Source organism: Stenotrophomonas sp. YJH_SMC_80 (genome assembly GCF_059372495.1).
Map to the genome: position 1 here is coordinate 159,413 of NZ_JCAFVP010000004.1, position 16,742 is coordinate 176,154.

The following is a 16,742-nucleotide window of genomic DNA, read 5'->3' on the forward strand; positions in this document are numbered from 1 at the left end:
CCATCAGGCCACCTGCACGATGTGCAGCGCCTTCGGGTTGCGCCACTGCGCCAGCAGGGCAGCCTCGCGCGCCTTGGCCTGTTCGTAGTGCGCTTCCTTGACGTGGCCGAAGCCGCGGATGTGCTCGGGCACGCTGGCGATCTCCACCGCCAGGGCCAGGCGGCCGTCCTCCAGGCCATCCAGCAGCAGCTGCACGGTGGCTTCGTAATCGGCGATCAGCTGGCGCTCCATGCGCCGCTCTTCAGTACGGCCGAATACATCCAGGCGGCCGCCACGCAGGAACTTCAGCTTGGCCAGCAGGCCGAAGGCCTTGAACATCCACGGGCCGTATTCCTTCTTCAGCAACCGGCCCTGCTCGTCCTTCTTCGCGAACAGCGGCGGCGCCAGGTGGAAGCGCAACTGGTAATCGCCCTCGAACTGCTGCTGCAGGCGGCGCTGGAAGTCACCGCTGGTGTACAGGCGGGCCACTTCGTACTCGTCCTTGTAGGCCATCAGCTTGAACAGGTAGCGGGCGACGGTCTCGGTCAGCGCAGTGGAACCGCCGATGCGCCCGGCCTCGGTGGCGCGCACGCGTGCCACCAGATCACGGTAGCGCTTGGCATAGGCAGCGTCCTGGTAATCGACCAGGAAGGCGGCGCGACGCTCGATCATTTCGTCCAGCGAACGCGACAGGCGTGCGTCGTCCAGCGGCAGGAATGCCACGTCGCCACCGTGCGAGGGCAGGCCACGCAGCTCGCGTTCGTCGCCGGTGTTGCGCGGTGCCGCGGTCGCACCCCATTCATTGCCTTCCCACTCGCCCGGCGGCAGCGGGTGCAGCGGGCCGGGGGTGGACTCGGTATCGGTGTGGCGGTTGCGCACCAGGCCGGCGGCCTGCTGCACGGCCTGCGGGTCGACCACGGCCAGGCGGCCCCAGGCAAAGGCCTGCTGGTTCATCGCCACGGCGGCGCCATTGAGTTCGATGGCGCGCATCAGCGACTCGAACGACAGCGGCACCAGGCCCTGCTGCCAGGCGTAGCCGAGGATGAACAGGTTGGCGGCGATGGCATCGCCCAGCAGCGCGGTGGCCAGCTGGGTGGCATCGAGCAGCAGCGGCTCCTGGCCGCCCAGGGCTACGCGCACACCGGCGATGATGTCGGCGGCGGGGAACTGCATGTCCGGACGGGTGGTGAACGTGCCCGGCATCGCTTCGTAGGTGTTCAGCACCACCTGCGAACGGCCGGCGCGCACCTTCGAAAGCGCCCAGTAGTCGTTGAACACCACCATGTCGCAGCCCAGCACCAGGTCGGCTTCACCGGCGGCGATGCGCACGGCGTGGATGTCATCCGGGCGGCGTGCGATGCGGATGTGCGTGGTCACCGCGCCACCTTTCTGCGCCAGGCCGGTCTGGTCGAGCACGGTCGCGCCCTTGCCTTCCAGGTGGCCGGCCATGCCCAGCAGTGCACCGATGGTCACCACGCCGGTACCGCCGACGCCGGTGATCAGGATGTTCCAGGGCTGTTCCAGGGTGCCGCGGATGGTCGGTGCCGGCAGGTTGTCCAGCAGGGTGGAGGCGTCGCGCTTGCTGCCCTTGCGTGGCTGGCCACCGTGCACGGTGACGAAGCTCGGGCAGAAACCATTCACGCAGGAATAGTCCTTGTTGCAGTTGGACTGGTCGATCTCGCGCTTGCGCCCGAACTCGGTTTCCTTCGGCAGCACCGACACGCAGAAACTCTTCTTGCCGCAGTCGCCGCAACCCTCGCAGACCAGCGAATTGATCAGCACCCGCTTCTGCGGATCTTCCAGCTTGCCGCGCTTGCGGCGGCGACGCTTCTCGGTGGCGCAGGTCTGTTCGTAGATCAGGATCGAAACACCCTTCACTTCGCGCAGGCGCTTCTGCACCTCCTCCAGTTCGCTGCGGTCGTGGAACTCCACGTCGCTGGGGAAGTGCTCGCGCTGGCCGGTCCACTTGCCGATGTTGTCCGACAGCACCACGATGGTGTGGATGCCTTCGGCGCGCATCTGCCGTGCGATGTCGGGCACGCTCAGCGGGCCGTCCACCGGCTGGCCGCCGGTCATCGCCACCGCGTCGTTGTAGAGGATCTTGTAGGTGATGTTGACGCCGGCCGCGACCGCCTGGCGGATCGCCAGCGAGCCGCTGTGGAAATAGGTGCCGTCGCCCAGGTTCTGGAACACGTGCGGGGTATCGGTGAACGGCGCCTGCCCGGCCCAGGTCACGCCTTCGCCGCCCATGTGGGTGAAGGTGTCGGTGCTGCGGTCCATCCAGGTCACCATGTAATGGCAACCGATGCCGGCCAGTGCCCGCGAGCCTTCCGGCACCTGGGTGGAGGTGTTGTGCGGGCAGCCCGAGCAGTAGTGCGGCACGCGCGGGAAGCTGGCGCGCGGCAACGCAAGCTCGGCTTCCTTCTGCTGCATCCACTGCAGGCGTTGTTCAATGGATTGGTTGTTGAAGAACTTCTGGATGCGGCGGCCGATCACGCCGGCAATGGTGGCCGGGGTCAGTTCACCGGTGGACGGCAGGATCCATTCGCCACTCTCGTCGTACTTGCCGACGATGGACGGGCGCTGGCCCCAGCTGGCCGGCCAGTTGAAGAACTGTTCCTTCATCTGGCGCTCGATGAAGGCACGCTTCTCCTCCACCACGATGATGTCTTCCAGCCCCTGCGCGAAGCGCGCGATGCCCTGCGGTTCCAGCGGCCAGGTCATGCCGACCTTGTACACGCGGATGCCGATGTCGGCGCACGCGGCTTCGCCCAGGCCCAGGTACTCCAGCGCCTGCAGCACGTCCAGGTAGCTCTTGCCGGTGGTGACGATGCCCAGCCGCGCGCGCGGCGCATCCATCACCACCTTGTCGATGCCGTTGGCGCGGGCAAAGGCCTGCGCGGCCTTCACCGCATAGCGGTGCAGGCGCATTTCCTGGTCCAGCGGCGGGTCCGGCCAGCGGATGTTGAGGCCACCCGACGGCATCTCGAAGTCTTCCGGCAGCACGATGCGGCGCGCCATCGGATCGACCTGCACCGACGCCGACGATTCCACCGTCTCGGCGATCGTCTTGAAGCCGACCCAGCGGCCGGTATAGCGGCTCATCGCCCAGCCCAGCAGGCCCATGTCGAGGATGTCCTGCACGCCGGCCGGGTTCAGCACCGGCATCATCGCGCTGACGAACTCGTCCTCGCTGCCATGCGGCAGGGTCGAACTGCGGCAGGCATGGTCATCGGCGGCCAGTGCCAGCACGCCACCATAGCGCGAGGTGCCGGCCGCATTGGCATGCTTGAACACGTCGCCGCAGCGGTCCACGCCCGGTCCCTTGCCGTACCACATGCCGAACACGCCCTGCACGTTGGCGCCGGGGAACAGGTTGGTCTGCTGGGTGCCCCATACCATGGTGGCGCCCAGGTCCTCGTTCAGGCCGGGGGTGAACTTCACCTTGGCCGCTTCCAGATGCTTGCGCGCGCGCCACAGTTCCAGGTCGAAGCCACCCAGCGGGCTGCCACGGTAGCCGCTGACGAAGCCGGCGCTGTCGATGCCTTCGGCGGCGTCGCGCAGGCGCTGCATCAGCGGCAGCCGCACCAGCGCCTGCACGCCACTCAGGTAGATCCGCCCCTCGTTGCGGGTGTACTTGTGGTCGAGCGTGTAATCACGGTCGAGCAGGTCGGCGGAGGAGGGCGAAGTGAGTTGCGCGGTACTGGTCATGGCTGGCCCGGTAGGATCGGCTGGCACCGGCCGCGTGCGGGCACGCGGCGGGAAAGGCGCGAATTGTAGCAGCGGGGCCGTGGTGGGCCCGGCACTCGCGCCCGCGCCGCTGCTGGGGTTAGGATCGGGGCGAGAGAGGGAGGCTGCGGTTGTGCAGCCTGGGGAGAAGGGATGTCAGTTCCAGGAAAGATCCTGGCCAGCGTGCTGCTGGCCTCGGGAGCGGCCACGGCGTGGGCCGCGCCGGCCATGCCGGCACCACAGGAGTTCTACTTCGACAGCGACCTGGCGGCGGCACCGATGGTGGCGATGCAGGGCGAGGGCGATGAGCTGGTCACCCAGCTGGTGAGGTTGCGCGAGCGCGGCCGGCGCGCGGTGGAAGCCACCGTGCAGCTGGCTTCGGTGGCCAGCACCCAGGGCCGTGCCGAGCTGGCCGACCAGCTGTATGGCGAGGCCCTGAAGGAGGCGCCGGCACAGAGCAGCGCGGGCCGCAGCGTGCGTTGGAACTATGGCTGGGACCTGCTGCGCCAGGGCAAGCCGGATGCGGCGCTGGAGCAATGGTTGTCGTCGGCCGGCAATGCGCGCAGCAAGCCCAGCTGGGTGCCACCCACGTACGCGCTGGCCCTATGGCGGATGGGGCAGAAACAGGAGGCCGTGCAGTGGTATGCCGCAGCAGTGCGTACCGAGCCGTCGCAATGGAGCACCAGTGCCAATTACGCGCAGCTGCTGCCGCAGTGGCGCGAGGATGAGCGCGCGTCGTTGGCCGAAGTGCAGCAGGCCTGGGCGGCGGCCCCGCCTGCGTGGCCCTGAGGAAGGGGTTCGGCCGGGTTCACGGCGTCCCCCGCGAATCCACCCCGCCCGGCCAAGCGTGGCTTTTGATGTTCACAGCCAACCAGCCGCCACGAGGGGCTGCGCCGTTCGCTGGAAACCTCAATCGTCCGCGGAAACCGTCCGCCCCGACGCCCATGCCCGCAGTGCCTCCACCTGCTCGGCCATCAGCACCGACAGCGGTCGCGTCGCACGGATCTCGTTCATCAGCAGCTCGGTATCCAGTGGCCGCCCTTCGGCGTGCGCCGCATACAGCCCGGCCACGATCGCCTGCTCGATCTCCGCGCCGGAGAACCCGTTGGCGGCAGCCGCCAGCGCGGGTAGTGCGAAGTCGTCGGCATTGAGCTGGCGCCGACCCAGGTGCAGCCGCAGCAGTTCCACGCGCACCTCCGGCGAAGGCAGGTCAACGAAGAAGATCTCGTCGAAGCGGCCCTTGCGCAGCAGCTCGGCAGGCAGCTCGTGCACCTGGTTGGCAGTGGCCACGACGAACACCGGTGCCTTGCGCTCGGCCATCCAGGTCAGCAGATGGCCCAGCACGCGGCGTGACACGCCACCGTCCTCGCCACCGCTGGCCAGGCCCTTCTCGATTTCATCCATCCACAGCACGCAGGGCGCCAGCTGCTCGGCCGAGGCCAAGGCCTGGCGCAGGTTGGCCTCGGTCTCGCCGTGGTACTTGTTGTACAGCGCGCCCACGTCCAGGCGCAGCAGCGGTACGCCGAAACCGGCGGCGGTGGCCTTGGCCAGCATCGACTTGCCGCAACCCTGCACGCCCAGCAGCAGCATGCCGCGCGGTGGGTCCAGCCCGGCCGGTGCGGAGCCAGCGATGAACGCCACACGCCGCTGGTTGATCCAGCGCTTGAGCCGGTTGGCGCCGGCCACGTCGCCGAACCGCGCGCTGTCATGCTCGAAGAACAGGTGGCCGCTGCGGTTGAGCAGCTCGAACTTCAGCCGTGCCAGCTGCGGCAGGTCGTCGTCGCGCAGCGCGCCGTCGGCGTAGATCAGCTGCCGGGCGATGCGCCGGGCATCGACCAGGCTCAGGCCCTGCAGGTTCTTCAGGATCTTCTTCACCGCCTCGCTGTCGACTTCGACGCGGCGGCCGCCGTGTTCGCGGGCGTAGGCATCGGCCTCCTCGCGCAGCATCTTCAGCAGGGCGTTGGCATCGGGCAGGCGCGGGTTGAAGCGGACCGCCAGCGCTTCCAGCTCGGCCGGCAGTTCGACCTTGGCGCCGATCAGCACCAGCACGTGCGGTTCGCTGTGGCGGCGCTGGATCAGGTCGCGCAGGGCGCGCTGGTGGCTGGCATAGCCCAGGTAGGGGTGGAAATCGAGCAGCAGGTAGACCCCGCGCTGCCCGGCCTGGCGGATCATCTGCAGGGCCGCGCTGGCGTCGGGTGGCCCGGCCGGCGGATCTTCGCTGTCCAGGTCGATGCGGCGCAGGCCCTCGGTGATCGACCACCGGTGCAGCGCCCGCCAGACGTGCATCAGCGTCTGCCGGAACAGGTCGACGATGCGACCCTCGTCCTGGGTCTCGATCACGATCAGGGGGGTGTTGGCGCGGATCAGTGCGCTCAGGTCCTGCAGCTCGCTCATGCCGGTTCGATCCTTCGGGGGCGCCACGATAGCAAAGGGATGGCCGCAGGTTCAGCGCGGTGCTACCTCCCGTCACCACCGCCGGTGTACGCTCGGGGCACGTACCCGGAAGCGAGGCTGGCATGAAGACGATCCTGGTGGCCGGTTCCAAGGGCGGGGTGGGCAAGACCACCGTCGCCACCCACCTGGCCGCGTACGCGGCATTGCAGGGCAGGGCCACGGTGATCGCCGACGCCGACCCTCAGGGCTCCAGCACCCGCTGGGCGCAACGGCGGGCCGGGCTGGAAAGCGCGGTGCTCCCCATTGATGTGTATCGGAAGAAGCAGTGGGCGCAGAAGCTGCCCGATGGCACCGAAACCGTCACCATCGACGCACCGGCGGGCGCGTTGGCCGACGATATCCCCCATTTCCTTGACGCTGCCGACGCGGTGGTGGTGCCGGTGCTGCCCTCGGCGCTCGACATCGAAGCCATCGTCGGCTTCCTCAACAGCCTGGCCCAGAACCCGCGGGTGCACAGCCGCAAGCTGCCGGTGGGGCTGGTCCTCAACCGCACCAAGCCCTGGACCCAGACCTCGCAGCAGGCGTTGCAGATGCTGGCCGAATGGCCGTACCCGGTGGTCGCGCAGCTGCGTGACAGCCAGAGCTACGTGGTCATGACCGGCCTCGGCCGCAGCCTGTTCGACTACCGCTCGGCCCAGGTGCGGGAGCATCAGGCCGACTGGGAGCCGCTGCTGTCCTGGCTCAAGCTTTGATGCCTGCGTCACTCTTCCTGCTGCATCCTCTTCTTCATGGAAACCCGCGATGCGTGAACTGATCCTGCTGCGCCATGCCCATGCCGAACCGGCTACCCCCGGCCAGGCCGACCTCGACCGGCCGTTGTCGCCGGTGGGGCTCGCCGAAGCCGAAGCCGCCGGCAAGTGGCTGAAGGAGAACAACCTGCTGCCGGACTGCGTGCTGTGCTCACCGGCGCGGCGTACCCGCGAAACCCTGGAAGCCGTGCTCGGCACCATCGGTTACGTGGAAAAGCGCCTGGAAGACCGCATCTACGAAGCCACCCCCGGCACCCTGGCGGCATTGGTGGACGACCGCCGTGATCTCGACCGGGTGCTGATCGTCGGCCACAACCCGGGCCTGGAGCGGCTGGTGGCGTTGATGACCGAGGGCACCAGCAGCGACTACCGCGGCATGCCGCCGGCCGGCATCGCCGTGCTCGGCTTCCCGCGCGAGGCCTCGATCGAGCCAGGCGTGGCCAGCCTGAACGCATTCTGGTGGCCGTGATCCGATGAGCCTGGCGCGGCGCAGCCGCTATCTGCTGCCCGCGCTGCTGGCACTCGGCCCGGCCTGGGCGGCCGTGCCCACGCCGACCACCCTGCCACCGGTGGTCGCCGAAGCGCACCGGGTAATGCGCCTGGATACCCAGCGTTCGCAGATCGGCTTCGAGGTGCGCACCCGTTTCGGGCAGCGTATCGAAGGCCTGTTCCCGCACTTCGAAGGGCGCATCGAGATCCTCTCCGACGGCCGCCACCAGGTGCACCTGAAGATGTTCACGCGCTCGGTCGAGATCCCCGGCAAGGCGCGCTATACCGGGTGGATGCGCGGCGAGGAGTTCTTCGATGCCGGCCGCCATCCGGTGGTCGAGTTCGACTCGCTGCCGTACTGGCCGGAAACCGTGGAGAGCGGTGGCGACATCAACGGCCGGCTGACCCTGCGCGGGATCAGCCACCCCGAGACACTGAAGGTCGAGAAGGCGGAGTGCGCCCGACCCGGCTATGATTGCGACGTCGTCAGCCGCGGTACCGTGCAGCGAGGCCGGTATGGCATGGACAGCTGGCAGCTTGCCTTGAGTGACCGAGTGACTTTCGTATTGCGTGCGCGCCTGAGCGAGGCGCCGAAACCGTGAACCTCCTGCTGCGTGTACTGGCGCTGGCAACCGTGTTGCTGGGCAGCGGTTGTGCATCGCTGTCGAATGCCGAGCGCGACCGCGCCGAGGCAATTGCCGTGCAGGCACGTTCGACCGTGGTCGACTGCCAGCGTGCAGACCGCTGTGCACAGGATTCGCCGCTGCGGGCGCTGGCCGGCCGGGCGTTCACCGAATCCACCCCGGAACGACCGCGCCACTACGCCACCCTGCTCGATGAGGGCGAGGGCGCCCTGGTCGCACGCCTGAACCTGCTGCGCAGCGCCACCCGCAGCATCGACCTGCAGACCTACATCTTCGACAAGGACGACAGCGCCCGTCTGGTCATCGACGAACTGCTGGCCGCATCGCGGCGCGGGGTGAAGGTGCGGCTGCTGATCGACCAGCTCTCGGCGATCTCCGACCTGCAGATCCTCGGCGCCCTGTCCGGCGCCCACCAGAACTTCCAGCTGCGGGTCTACAACCCGACCTTCGGCAAGGCCCGGCTGAACTACTTCGACTATGCCGGCAGCGTGCTGTGCTGCTTCCGCCGGTTCAACCAGCGCATGCACAACAAGCTGCTGGTGATCGACGATGCGATCGGCGTGGTCGGTGGCCGCAACTACCAGGACGACTATTACGACTGGGACCGCGAGTACAACTTCCGCGACCGCGATGTACTGATCGCCGGCCCGGAAGCACGTGCGATGGCGGCCAACTTCGACGCGTTCTGGCGCGCACACCGCAGCGTGCCGGCCGAGCGCCTCAACGACGTGGGCCGCACGTTGCTGCGCGAGGGCGTGCCAACGCTGCCGCCGGCCAGCTTCCGCCGCCCGGAACGGGTACAGCGGGTCAGTGCCGAAGCCAACGACACCGAGTTCGTCACCCGTTCCTTCGTCGATACCGCGCTACCGGTGGCTTCGGTGCGCTACGTGGCCGATCTGCCACGCAAGCATCGCCGCGAGAAGGCCGATGCACCGCTGGCCGGCCAGCATGTGACCGAGCCCCAGCTGGATGCGCTGATCGCCAGTGCGCAGAAGGAAGTGATCCTGCAGACGCCGTACCTGGTACTGTCCAAGCCGGCGCAGAAGCTGTTCCGTGAACTGCGCAAGCGCCCGCAGCCACCGCGCGTGGTGGTGTCCAGCAACAGCCTGGCGGCGACCGACAACCCGATCGTGTATGCGTTGTCGTACAAGTACAAGCGGCGCAACATGCGCGAACTGGGCTTCAACATCTTCGAATACAAGCCGTTCCCGCTGGACGCGCCGGTTGACTACCGCAACCTGTTGCCCGACCCGATCGCTGCGCCCGGGGGGGAAGACGAGGGCGGTCGCAATCCGCTGATCGGTGGCAGTGCTGCCGGCAGCAACGCACGCGGTGGCAGCAGCAGTGGTTCGGATGCCGGCAGCAGGCAGGGCCCGTTGAATCGCCACAGCGATGGTGCCTACGACAACGCACGCGCACGCCGTCGCGCCGCCGGCAGCGAGGTGGAAACGCGCCTGCTGCGCACCGAGACGCGGCCGTCGTTCCTGGGCAGCAAGGCGGTCAACAAGCCGTTGCCGGTCACCCGCAAGGGCGCGCGCATGGGCCTGCACGCCAAGTCGCTGGTGGTCGACCGCCGCATCGGCGTGGTCGGCACCCACAACTTCGATCCGCGCAGCGAGAACTACAACACCGAAGGCGCGGTGATCATCGACGACCCGGTTTTTGCCGAGGAACTGGCGCAGAGCATCCTGCGTGACATCCACCCACAGAACTCCTGGACGGTGGCGCCACGGGCCAAGCCACCGGTGCTGTCGGGGCTGAACTACAGCGTCGGCAAGGCCTCCGAAGCGCTGCCCATCCTTGATTTCTGGCCCTGGCGCTACGCCACCGACTACGAGTTCAAGCCCGGCCCGGAGTGCCCGCAGCCGCTGCCGCGGCAGGATCCTGATTTCCATCGCTGCTACGCCGCCGTCGGCGACTTCCCCGAAGTCAACGTCGGCCCGAAGTGGCTGCTGGTGCGCATGCTGACCGCATTCGGCGCCGGTCTCGTTCCCATCCTCTGAAGGTACCCGCATGGCCCAGGTGTTCCGCGAAGCCGTTTCCATCGAGCAGCTCAACGCGCTCAGCCGCAACACGGCGATTGAATCCCTGGGCATCGTCTTCAGTGCCGCCGGCGAGGACTGGCTGCAGGCCACCATGCCGGTGGATGAGCGCACCCGCCAGCCCTACGGCATCCTGCACGGCGGTGCCTCGGTGGTGCTGGCCGAGACCCTGGGCAGCAGCGCCGGCAACCTGTGCGTGGATACCGGCAAGCAGGTCTGCGTGGGCCTGGAGATCAATGCCAACCACGTGCGTGCCGTGCGCTCGGGCACGGTCACCGGCACCGCCCGCGCGCTGCACGTCGGCCGCAGCACCCAGCTGTGGGAGATCCGCATCGAGGACGAGCAGGGCCGCCTGGTATGCATCTCGCGGCTGACCCTGGCGGTGGTGGCTGCCGGTCACGGCTGAGCCCCCCTGGCGCTCGTTGACGGCAGCGGAACCCAGCGTTCCCCGCCGATTGCCCCGGTCGATGGCGGTTATGGCCTAAATCGGCTGGCAGCGATGACGGCCCTCCGGTATCGTGCGCGGATGACTTCCCCCACTCCGGCCCCCCGTGGCGGCGTGGCGCGTGTGTGCCGTTACCTGTACCGCGTACCGCTGCTGTTGGTCCACATCATCGTGTTCCTGCCGCTCATCCTGATCGGCATGCTTCCGCCGTGGGGCGAACTGCGCGTGGGCGAGGCGACCTTCGGCGCCAAGGTGGTCAACTGGTGGCAGGGCGGGCTGATGTGGATCTTCGGCTTCCGCCTGGTGCAGGTCGGCGCGCCGCTGCCCGGTGCCGTGCTGTTCGTGGCCAACCATGTCAGCTGGGTGGATATCTGCATCCTGCACAGCCAGCGCATGATGGGCTTCGTCGCCAAGCGCGAGATCGCCAGCTGGCCGCTGGTGGGTTGGCTGGCCGCGCGCGGCCAGACCATCTTCCACCAGCGTGGCAACACCGAATCGCTCGGTGGCGTGATGCAGGTGATGGCCGACCGCCTGCGCGAGGGCAAGGCCGTGGGCGTGTTCCCGGAAGGGCGGACCCGCGGCGGTCACGAAGTGGGCCCGTTCCACGCCCGCATCTTCCAGGCCGCGGTCGAGACCGGCGTGCCGGTGCAGCCGGTGGCCCTGGTGTACGGGGCGAAGGGCGACGCGCAGACCATCGTCGCGTTCGGTCCGAACGAGAGCTTCTTTGCCAATTTCCTGCGCCTGCTCGGCGAGCCGGCGCGACGTGCGGAAGTGCACTTCCTGGCGCCGATCGGTGCACAGGACCTGGAAGGCCGTCGGCGCATCGCGGAAACCTCGCGCGCGCGCATCGTGGCGGCCATGAGCGCCGGGTGAGGCTGCGGTGGCCCTGATCCCGCCACCTGTCCTGGACGCCGGTACGCCGACGCTGCATGCGGCTGACTATCAGCCGCCGCGCTGGCTGCGCAATCCGCACCTGCAGTCGATGCTCAGCTCCAGCCGCATGCGCCTGCAGCGCGGCCTGCTGCTGCTGGCGGCCACCGGTGCGGTCAGCGAAGAGCTGATCCTCGATGGTGGTGATGGCGTGCGCCTGCAGGGCTGGCACAGCCATGTCGAAGGCCGCGAGCCCAAGGGCATCGCGCTGCTGCTGCATGGCTGGGAAGGCAGTGCCGAATCCAGCTACATGCGCATGGCCGCCGCGCGCATGATCGAGCAGGGCTTCGACGTGGTGCGGCTGAACTTCCGCGACCACGGCAACACCCATCACCTGAACCCCGGCATCTTCCACTCCAATCTCATCGATGAAGTGGTGCACGCCGCGGGCGATATCGCCCAGCGCTGGCCGCAGCTGCCGCTGGTGGCCGCCGGTTATTCGCTGGGTGGCAACTTCGTGCTGCGCCTGGCCCTGCGCGCGCCGGCGGCCGGCGTGCCGCTGCTGCGCGTCGCCTCGGTGTGCCCGGTGCTGGACCCGGCGCTGACGATGGAGAGCATCGAGAACGGCCCGGCGATGTACGACTGGTACTTCCGCCGCAAATGGGCCGGCTCGCTGCGCCGCAAGCGCGATCTGTTCCCCGAGCTGAGCGACTGCGACGACCGCGTGCTGAAGCTGGACATCCGCGCGCTGACCGCCTGGCTGGTCGAGCGCCACACCAGCTTCGGTTCGCTGCAGGCCTATTTCGACGGCTACTCGATCGCCGGCGACCGCCTGTCGTCCCTGCAGGTACCGGCCGACATCCTGATGGCGCAGGATGACCCGGTGATTCCGTACGCGACCTTCAGCAACTGGCAGCTGCCGGGCCAGGCGCGCCTGGAAACCGCCTGCTGGGGCGGCCACTGCGGGTTCATCGAAAACTGGCGCGGCGACGGCTTCTCCGAGCGCTGGGTCGCCCAGCGCCTGCAGCGGGTCCTGCAGGCCTGAACCGGCGACAGCGCGCAGCCCGCTACAATGCGGCTTTGCACTTGAACCGGACTGCCATGCAAGACCAGATCATCCAAGCGTTGCGCCAGAACCAGGCCGACCAGGCCGTGCAGCTGGCCCAGGCGTGGACCCGTGACGAACCCGGCCAGGCCAACGCCCACCGCTGGCTGGCGCTTGCGCTGCAGCAGCAGGGCAACGCCGAGGAGGCGATGGAGGCCCTGCAGCAGGCGCTGCGGCTGGCCCCGGACGACGCCCAGCTGCACCTGCAGCATGCCGGCCTGCTGCTGGCACTGCGCCAGTTCGAGGGTGCCGACGAAGCACTGGTGCGCACCACCGGCCTCGATCCGAACTCGTTCTCCGCCTATCTGATGCAGGCGCACCTGGCGATCGGCCGCAATGACTTCGACGAAGCGCAGCGCATCTCCACCCTGGCCGCGCGCGTGGAGCCGGACCATCCGGAACTGCTGACCATCGACGGCATGGTTGCACTGCGCCGCGGTGACGCCGACCGTGCACTGGCGCTGCTGTCGGCTGCCAGCAAGGCACTGCCGGACGATACCCGCGTGCTGTACGCGCTGGGCTTTGCCTACCTGGGCAAGGACATGCTGGCGTTTGCAGAGCAGTCGTTCCGCCGCGTGCTGGAACTCAATCCGTCGCTGTCCTCGCTGCATGGGCTGGTGGTGCAGCTGGCACTGCGCCAGGGCAACGTACCGGCCGCCGCCGAAGCGATGCAGGTGGCCCTGCAGCAGCCGGAGATGGACGTACCGTCGATGCGACGCCTGGCGGGTGAACTGTCGCTGCGCAATGGCCAGCCGCTGCAGGCCCTGGACTACCTGCTGCCGCTGCTGGAGACGCAGCCGGAAGACCGCCAGGTGCTGCAGCTGCTGCTGATGTCATGGCAGCGCCTGGGGCGCGAGGATGAAGCGCGTGCACGCCTGGATGCGGTACTGGATACCAATGACCAGCTGCACGATGTGTGGCTGGCACGCCTGGCCATCGAGCAGGTGGGCAGCGAAAGCGCCGTGACCGCGGTCGAGCGCTGGATGGCGGCGATGCCCGCGCATCTGCCGGCCCTGGAGGCGCGCCTGCGCCTGCATGACATGGCCGGCGAACATGCTCAGGCCGAAGCGATCGCCGAACGCATCGTCAGCCTGGAACCGGGCCGCGTCAGCGGCGAGACCCGGCTGGTCGAAGGCCTGCTGCAGCGCGATCCCGCCGCCGCCGTGGCCCGCGTGCAGGCGCTGATCGAGCTGGCGCCGGAAGAGCATCGCGCCGACCTGCGGACGTGGATGGGCGAGATCCAGGACCGCGCCGGGCAGCCGCAGGACGCCCTGCGCACCTGGCTGTCGCTGCAGGCTGACCAGGCGCCGCAGCGCTTGCCACTGCCGCCACAGGCCAAGTCCCCGCCGAGCTGGCCGGACAAGGGCAGCATCGACGGCGATGCCAGCTCCGCGCCGATCTTCCTCTGGGGCCCGCCGGGTTCGGGCGTTGAGCGGGTGGCGACCGGCCTGGCTGCTGCCAGCCCGGTGCTGCGCAGCGACCGCTACACCAACACGCCGCCCGATGATGCGTTCCAGAACTACAACACGCTGCAGGACCTGGCCTCAGGCGTGCTGACGCCGGAGCGGCTGGTGCAGCGCTGGCGTGAACAGCTGCCGGCACGTGGCCTGCAGAGCGACACCGTGATCGACTGGCTGCTGTGGTGGGACAACGCCCTGCTGTGGGCGCTGCGCCCGCAGCTGCCGCAGGGCCGCCTGGTGCTGGTGCTGCGCGACCCGCGCGACATGCTGCTGGACTGGGTGGCCTACGGTGCCGCCGCGCCGCTGGCGATGACGTCGCTGGCCGAAGCCAGTGAATGGCTGACCCGCGCGCTGACCCAGATCGCCACGCTGCATGAGGACGACCTGTACCCGCACGTGCTGCTGCGCATCGACCAGATCGGCAACGATCCGCAGGCGATGGCCGAACTGCTGGGCCGCCTGTTCGAGCGGCCGATGCCGCCGGCGGCACAGCTGGGAGCCCCGCGCCTGCCGGCCGGCCACTGGCGCAACTACCGCGACGTGATGAGCGCCGCCTTCGCCCAGCTCACCCCGGTTGCGGTGCGTCTGGGTTACCCGGAAGAGTGAGGAGAGTCCGATGCAGTTGACCAGCCACAGCCTGACCAACGGCGCACCGATCGATCGTGAGTTCGCCGCGGGCGACGCCAACGGTTTCGCCCCGGACCGCAACCCGCACCTGGCCTGGAGCGGGGCGCCGGCCGGCACCCGTTCGTTCCTGCTGGTATGCGTGGACCCGGACGTACCGACCGTGCCGGAGACGGTTGGTCGCAGCGACATGAGCGTGCCGCGCGACCAGCCGCGCTGCGATTTCGTGCACTGGGTGATGGCCGATATCCCGGCCACGGTGCAGGAGATCGCCGCTGGCAGCTGCAGCGACGGCTTCGTGGTGAAGGGCAAGCCCGCACCCGCCGGCCCGGCCGGCAGCCGCCAGGGCCTGAACGACTTCACCGGCTGGTTCGCGGGCAACCCGGACATGGCCGGTGATTACCTGGGCTATGACGGCCCGTATCCGCCGTTCAACGACGAGCGCATGCACCGCTATTTCTTCCGGGTATTCGCGCTGGACGTGGCGTCGCTGGACCTGCCGCAGCGCTTCACCGCCGCCGACGCGTACCGCGCCATGCACGGCCACGTGCTGGCCGAAGCCGCACTGCACGGCACCTACACGTTGAACCCGGCGCTGGGCTGAGCAGCACACAGGGTAGAGCCGGCCGCGGGCCGGCTGCTGCAGGCAACGGCGGCAACACAGGGAAGATGCCGGCCAGCGGCCGGCGCTACCTTCCATCCGCTTGCAGCGCCGCCGGTTCGAACACTGCGGTGTCGCCCCTCGCGTTGCGCAGCACCAGCGCGCCGCGGTCGTCAAGCGCAAGCGTCGGTGCCGAGCCTTCGCCGTGCATCAGCTTTCCGGCGATCTTCTGCTGCGTGGGCAGTCTCTGATCGACGCATAGCGCTGTGGTCTGCACGCCGTTGCGCAGGATCAGCAGGTTGCCCTGCAGCCGGTACTCGTTGCTGACGTGGTTGCACAGGTTCAACTCGCTCATGAAACCGGACTGGAAGCGCAGTGTGTAGGGCGCGCGACCGCGGACGAACAACGCGTCGATGCGCTTTCCTTGCGCGTTGGTGGCACGCACCAGTTGCCACAGGTGCGCTTCAAGCTGATCGGTGCTGGGCGTGCTGGCAGCGGCCACATTCGCGGACATGACGAGCAGCGCAGCAATGATGAGGACGGGGACGTGCTTCATGCCGATCTCCCGATGCATCCGGTAGTGCCGGCCGCTGGCCGGCCGCATCCGTGTGTTGGCAGTGCCGCGCAGGGCAGCCGGCCAGCGGCCGGCCCTACCGACCATGAAGAAGGGCGGCCTCTCGGCCGCCCTTCCATCGTTTTATTTCTTCTCGATGGCCGACTCGACCACCATGTCCAGCACGTACGCCTGCGACGGCGCATCGGCCGGCGGGTTCTTCACCTCGTAGCGCTTCACGCGCACCACGTTGCGCACGCCGTCTTCGTGGGTGTAACCCTCGATGTTGCCGTAGAAGTTCTCGAACTTGCCCGGCTCGCCCTGCTTCAGGCCCTTGTCGTCGAACTTCACTTCGCGCACCTGCAGGCACTGGTAGTCCGGGATCAGCGGGTGCGAGCACTTCTCGGTCTTCGCAGCCACTTCCAGGAACACGGTTTCGCCGGCGCCGCCGTAGCGGGTTTCAGCGGTCGGTTCCGGGTTGAACACCAGCACGTCGCCCTTGGCGGTGGTCAGGGTCAGCTTGCCATCGGCATCCTGCTCGGCCTTCAGCTCGCCCTGCAGGCGGCTCGACACGGCCTCGTCCAGCGCCATCAGCGCCTTGTCGGTGCAGGCCATCATGGTCGACGCCATCGCGCTGACGCTCAGCTTGCCAGCGTCGAAGGTGTAGCCGCCGCCCATGCGGTTGCAGGTGTTGCTGACCGACAGGCGGCCCTCAGCGAAGTCCAGGGTGACCGGCTTGTCTTCGCGGGCGAACAGCGCGTCGATGCGCTTGCCGTCGGCGCCGGTGGCCTGCTGCAGCAGCCAGTGCTGGCTCTGCAGGCGCTGCGCATCCAGGTGCGCCAGCGTCTGCTGGTCTGCTGCCTTGGCCGCGGCCGGGGCCACGTCGTCGCCGCCGGTGCCGGCCGGTGCCGGGGTCTGGCTGCAGGCGGCCATCAGGGCCAGCGGGAGGAGCAGGGTGAGCTTGCGGTTCATGGTGATTCTCCTTGGGGAACCGTGGG

General features: G+C 68.6%; 14 protein-coding genes. 10 read left to right on the forward strand and 4 right to left on the reverse strand.

Annotation, left to right across the window (positions count from 1 at the left end; genetic code table 11):
- Positions 1-3: 3 nt before the first annotated feature.
- Positions 4-3,690, reverse strand: coding sequence for an indolepyruvate ferredoxin oxidoreductase family protein (locus AC5P99_RS09030; RefSeq protein ID WP_495213063.1), 3,687 nt, complete (start codon positions 3,688-3,690; stop codon positions 4-6).
- A 171-nt stretch (positions 3,691-3,861) separates the two neighbouring features.
- Between AC5P99_RS09030 and AC5P99_RS09035 the strand changes: the two genes are divergently transcribed.
- Positions 3,862-4,497 (forward strand): tetratricopeptide repeat protein, encoded by a 636-nt coding sequence (locus tag AC5P99_RS09035; RefSeq protein ID WP_495213064.1) that lies wholly within the window; start codon positions 3,862-3,864, stop codon positions 4,495-4,497.
- A 120-nt stretch (positions 4,498-4,617) separates the two neighbouring features.
- Here AC5P99_RS09035 and AC5P99_RS09040 read toward each other — a convergent pair whose 3' ends face one another.
- Positions 4,618-6,102: an AAA family ATPase gene (locus AC5P99_RS09040; RefSeq protein ID WP_164221895.1), complete on the reverse strand. Its 1,485-nt coding sequence runs from the start codon at positions 6,100-6,102 to the stop codon at positions 4,618-4,620.
- 122 nt (positions 6,103-6,224) lie between these two features.
- Between AC5P99_RS09040 and AC5P99_RS09045 the strand changes: the two genes are divergently transcribed.
- The 9 genes from AC5P99_RS09045 to AC5P99_RS09085 all read left to right on the forward strand — a co-directional run bounded on the left by AC5P99_RS09045 (position 6,225) and on the right by AC5P99_RS09085 (position 15,194).
- Complete coding sequence (locus AC5P99_RS09045) at positions 6,225-6,854, forward strand: nucleotide-binding protein (RefSeq protein ID WP_495213065.1); 630 nt, start codon at positions 6,225-6,227, stop codon at positions 6,852-6,854.
- 49 nt (positions 6,855-6,903) lie between these two features.
- Positions 6,904-7,380, forward strand: a complete 477-nt coding sequence (locus tag AC5P99_RS09050) for a SixA phosphatase family protein (protein WP_005407539.1) — start codon at positions 6,904-6,906, stop codon at positions 7,378-7,380.
- Positions 7,381-7,384: 4 nt separating this feature from the next.
- Positions 7,385-8,002, forward strand: a complete 618-nt coding sequence (locus AC5P99_RS09055; RefSeq protein ID WP_005407540.1) for a YceI family protein — start codon at positions 7,385-7,387, stop codon at positions 8,000-8,002.
- Positions 7,999-10,047 (forward strand): phospholipase D family protein, encoded by a 2,049-nt coding sequence (locus AC5P99_RS09060; RefSeq protein WP_123959331.1) that lies wholly within the window; start codon positions 7,999-8,001, stop codon positions 10,045-10,047. Before AC5P99_RS09055 ends, AC5P99_RS09060 begins: the two co-directional genes overlap by 4 nt.
- 10 nt (positions 10,048-10,057) lie before the next feature.
- A complete protein-coding gene (locus tag AC5P99_RS09065; protein ID WP_005407542.1) occupies positions 10,058-10,492 on the forward strand; it encodes a hotdog fold thioesterase in 435 nt (144 codons plus the stop codon).
- 120 nt (positions 10,493-10,612) lie between these two features.
- A complete protein-coding gene (locus tag AC5P99_RS09070) occupies positions 10,613-11,404 on the forward strand; it encodes a lysophospholipid acyltransferase family protein (RefSeq protein ID WP_024956258.1) in 792 nt (263 codons plus the stop codon).
- Between the two features lie 52 nt (positions 11,405-11,456).
- A complete protein-coding gene (locus AC5P99_RS09075) occupies positions 11,457-12,446 on the forward strand; it encodes a YheT family hydrolase (RefSeq protein WP_024956257.1) in 990 nt (329 codons plus the stop codon).
- 56 nt (positions 12,447-12,502) lie between these two features.
- Positions 12,503-14,572: a tetratricopeptide repeat protein gene (locus AC5P99_RS09080; protein WP_099604818.1), complete on the forward strand. Its 2,070-nt coding sequence runs from the start codon at positions 12,503-12,505 to the stop codon at positions 14,570-14,572.
- Between the two features lie 10 nt (positions 14,573-14,582).
- Entirely contained in the window at positions 14,583-15,194 is a 612-nt protein-coding gene (locus AC5P99_RS09085) for a YbhB/YbcL family Raf kinase inhibitor-like protein (protein ID WP_005407546.1), read from the forward strand.
- Between the two features lie 85 nt (positions 15,195-15,279).
- On the opposite strand, the gene AC5P99_RS09090 is transcribed toward AC5P99_RS09085, so the two are convergent.
- Together AC5P99_RS09090 and AC5P99_RS09095 are read right to left on the reverse strand one after the other, a co-directional pair.
- Positions 15,280-15,765, reverse strand: coding sequence for an META domain-containing protein (locus AC5P99_RS09090; protein WP_495213066.1), 486 nt, complete (start codon positions 15,763-15,765; stop codon positions 15,280-15,282).
- Between the two features lie 123 nt (positions 15,766-15,888).
- On the reverse strand, positions 15,889-16,716 hold the full coding sequence (locus AC5P99_RS09095; RefSeq protein WP_088436478.1) for an META and DUF4377 domain-containing protein: 828 nt from the start codon (positions 16,714-16,716) through the stop codon (positions 15,889-15,891).
- Positions 16,717-16,742 lie beyond the last annotated feature (26 nt).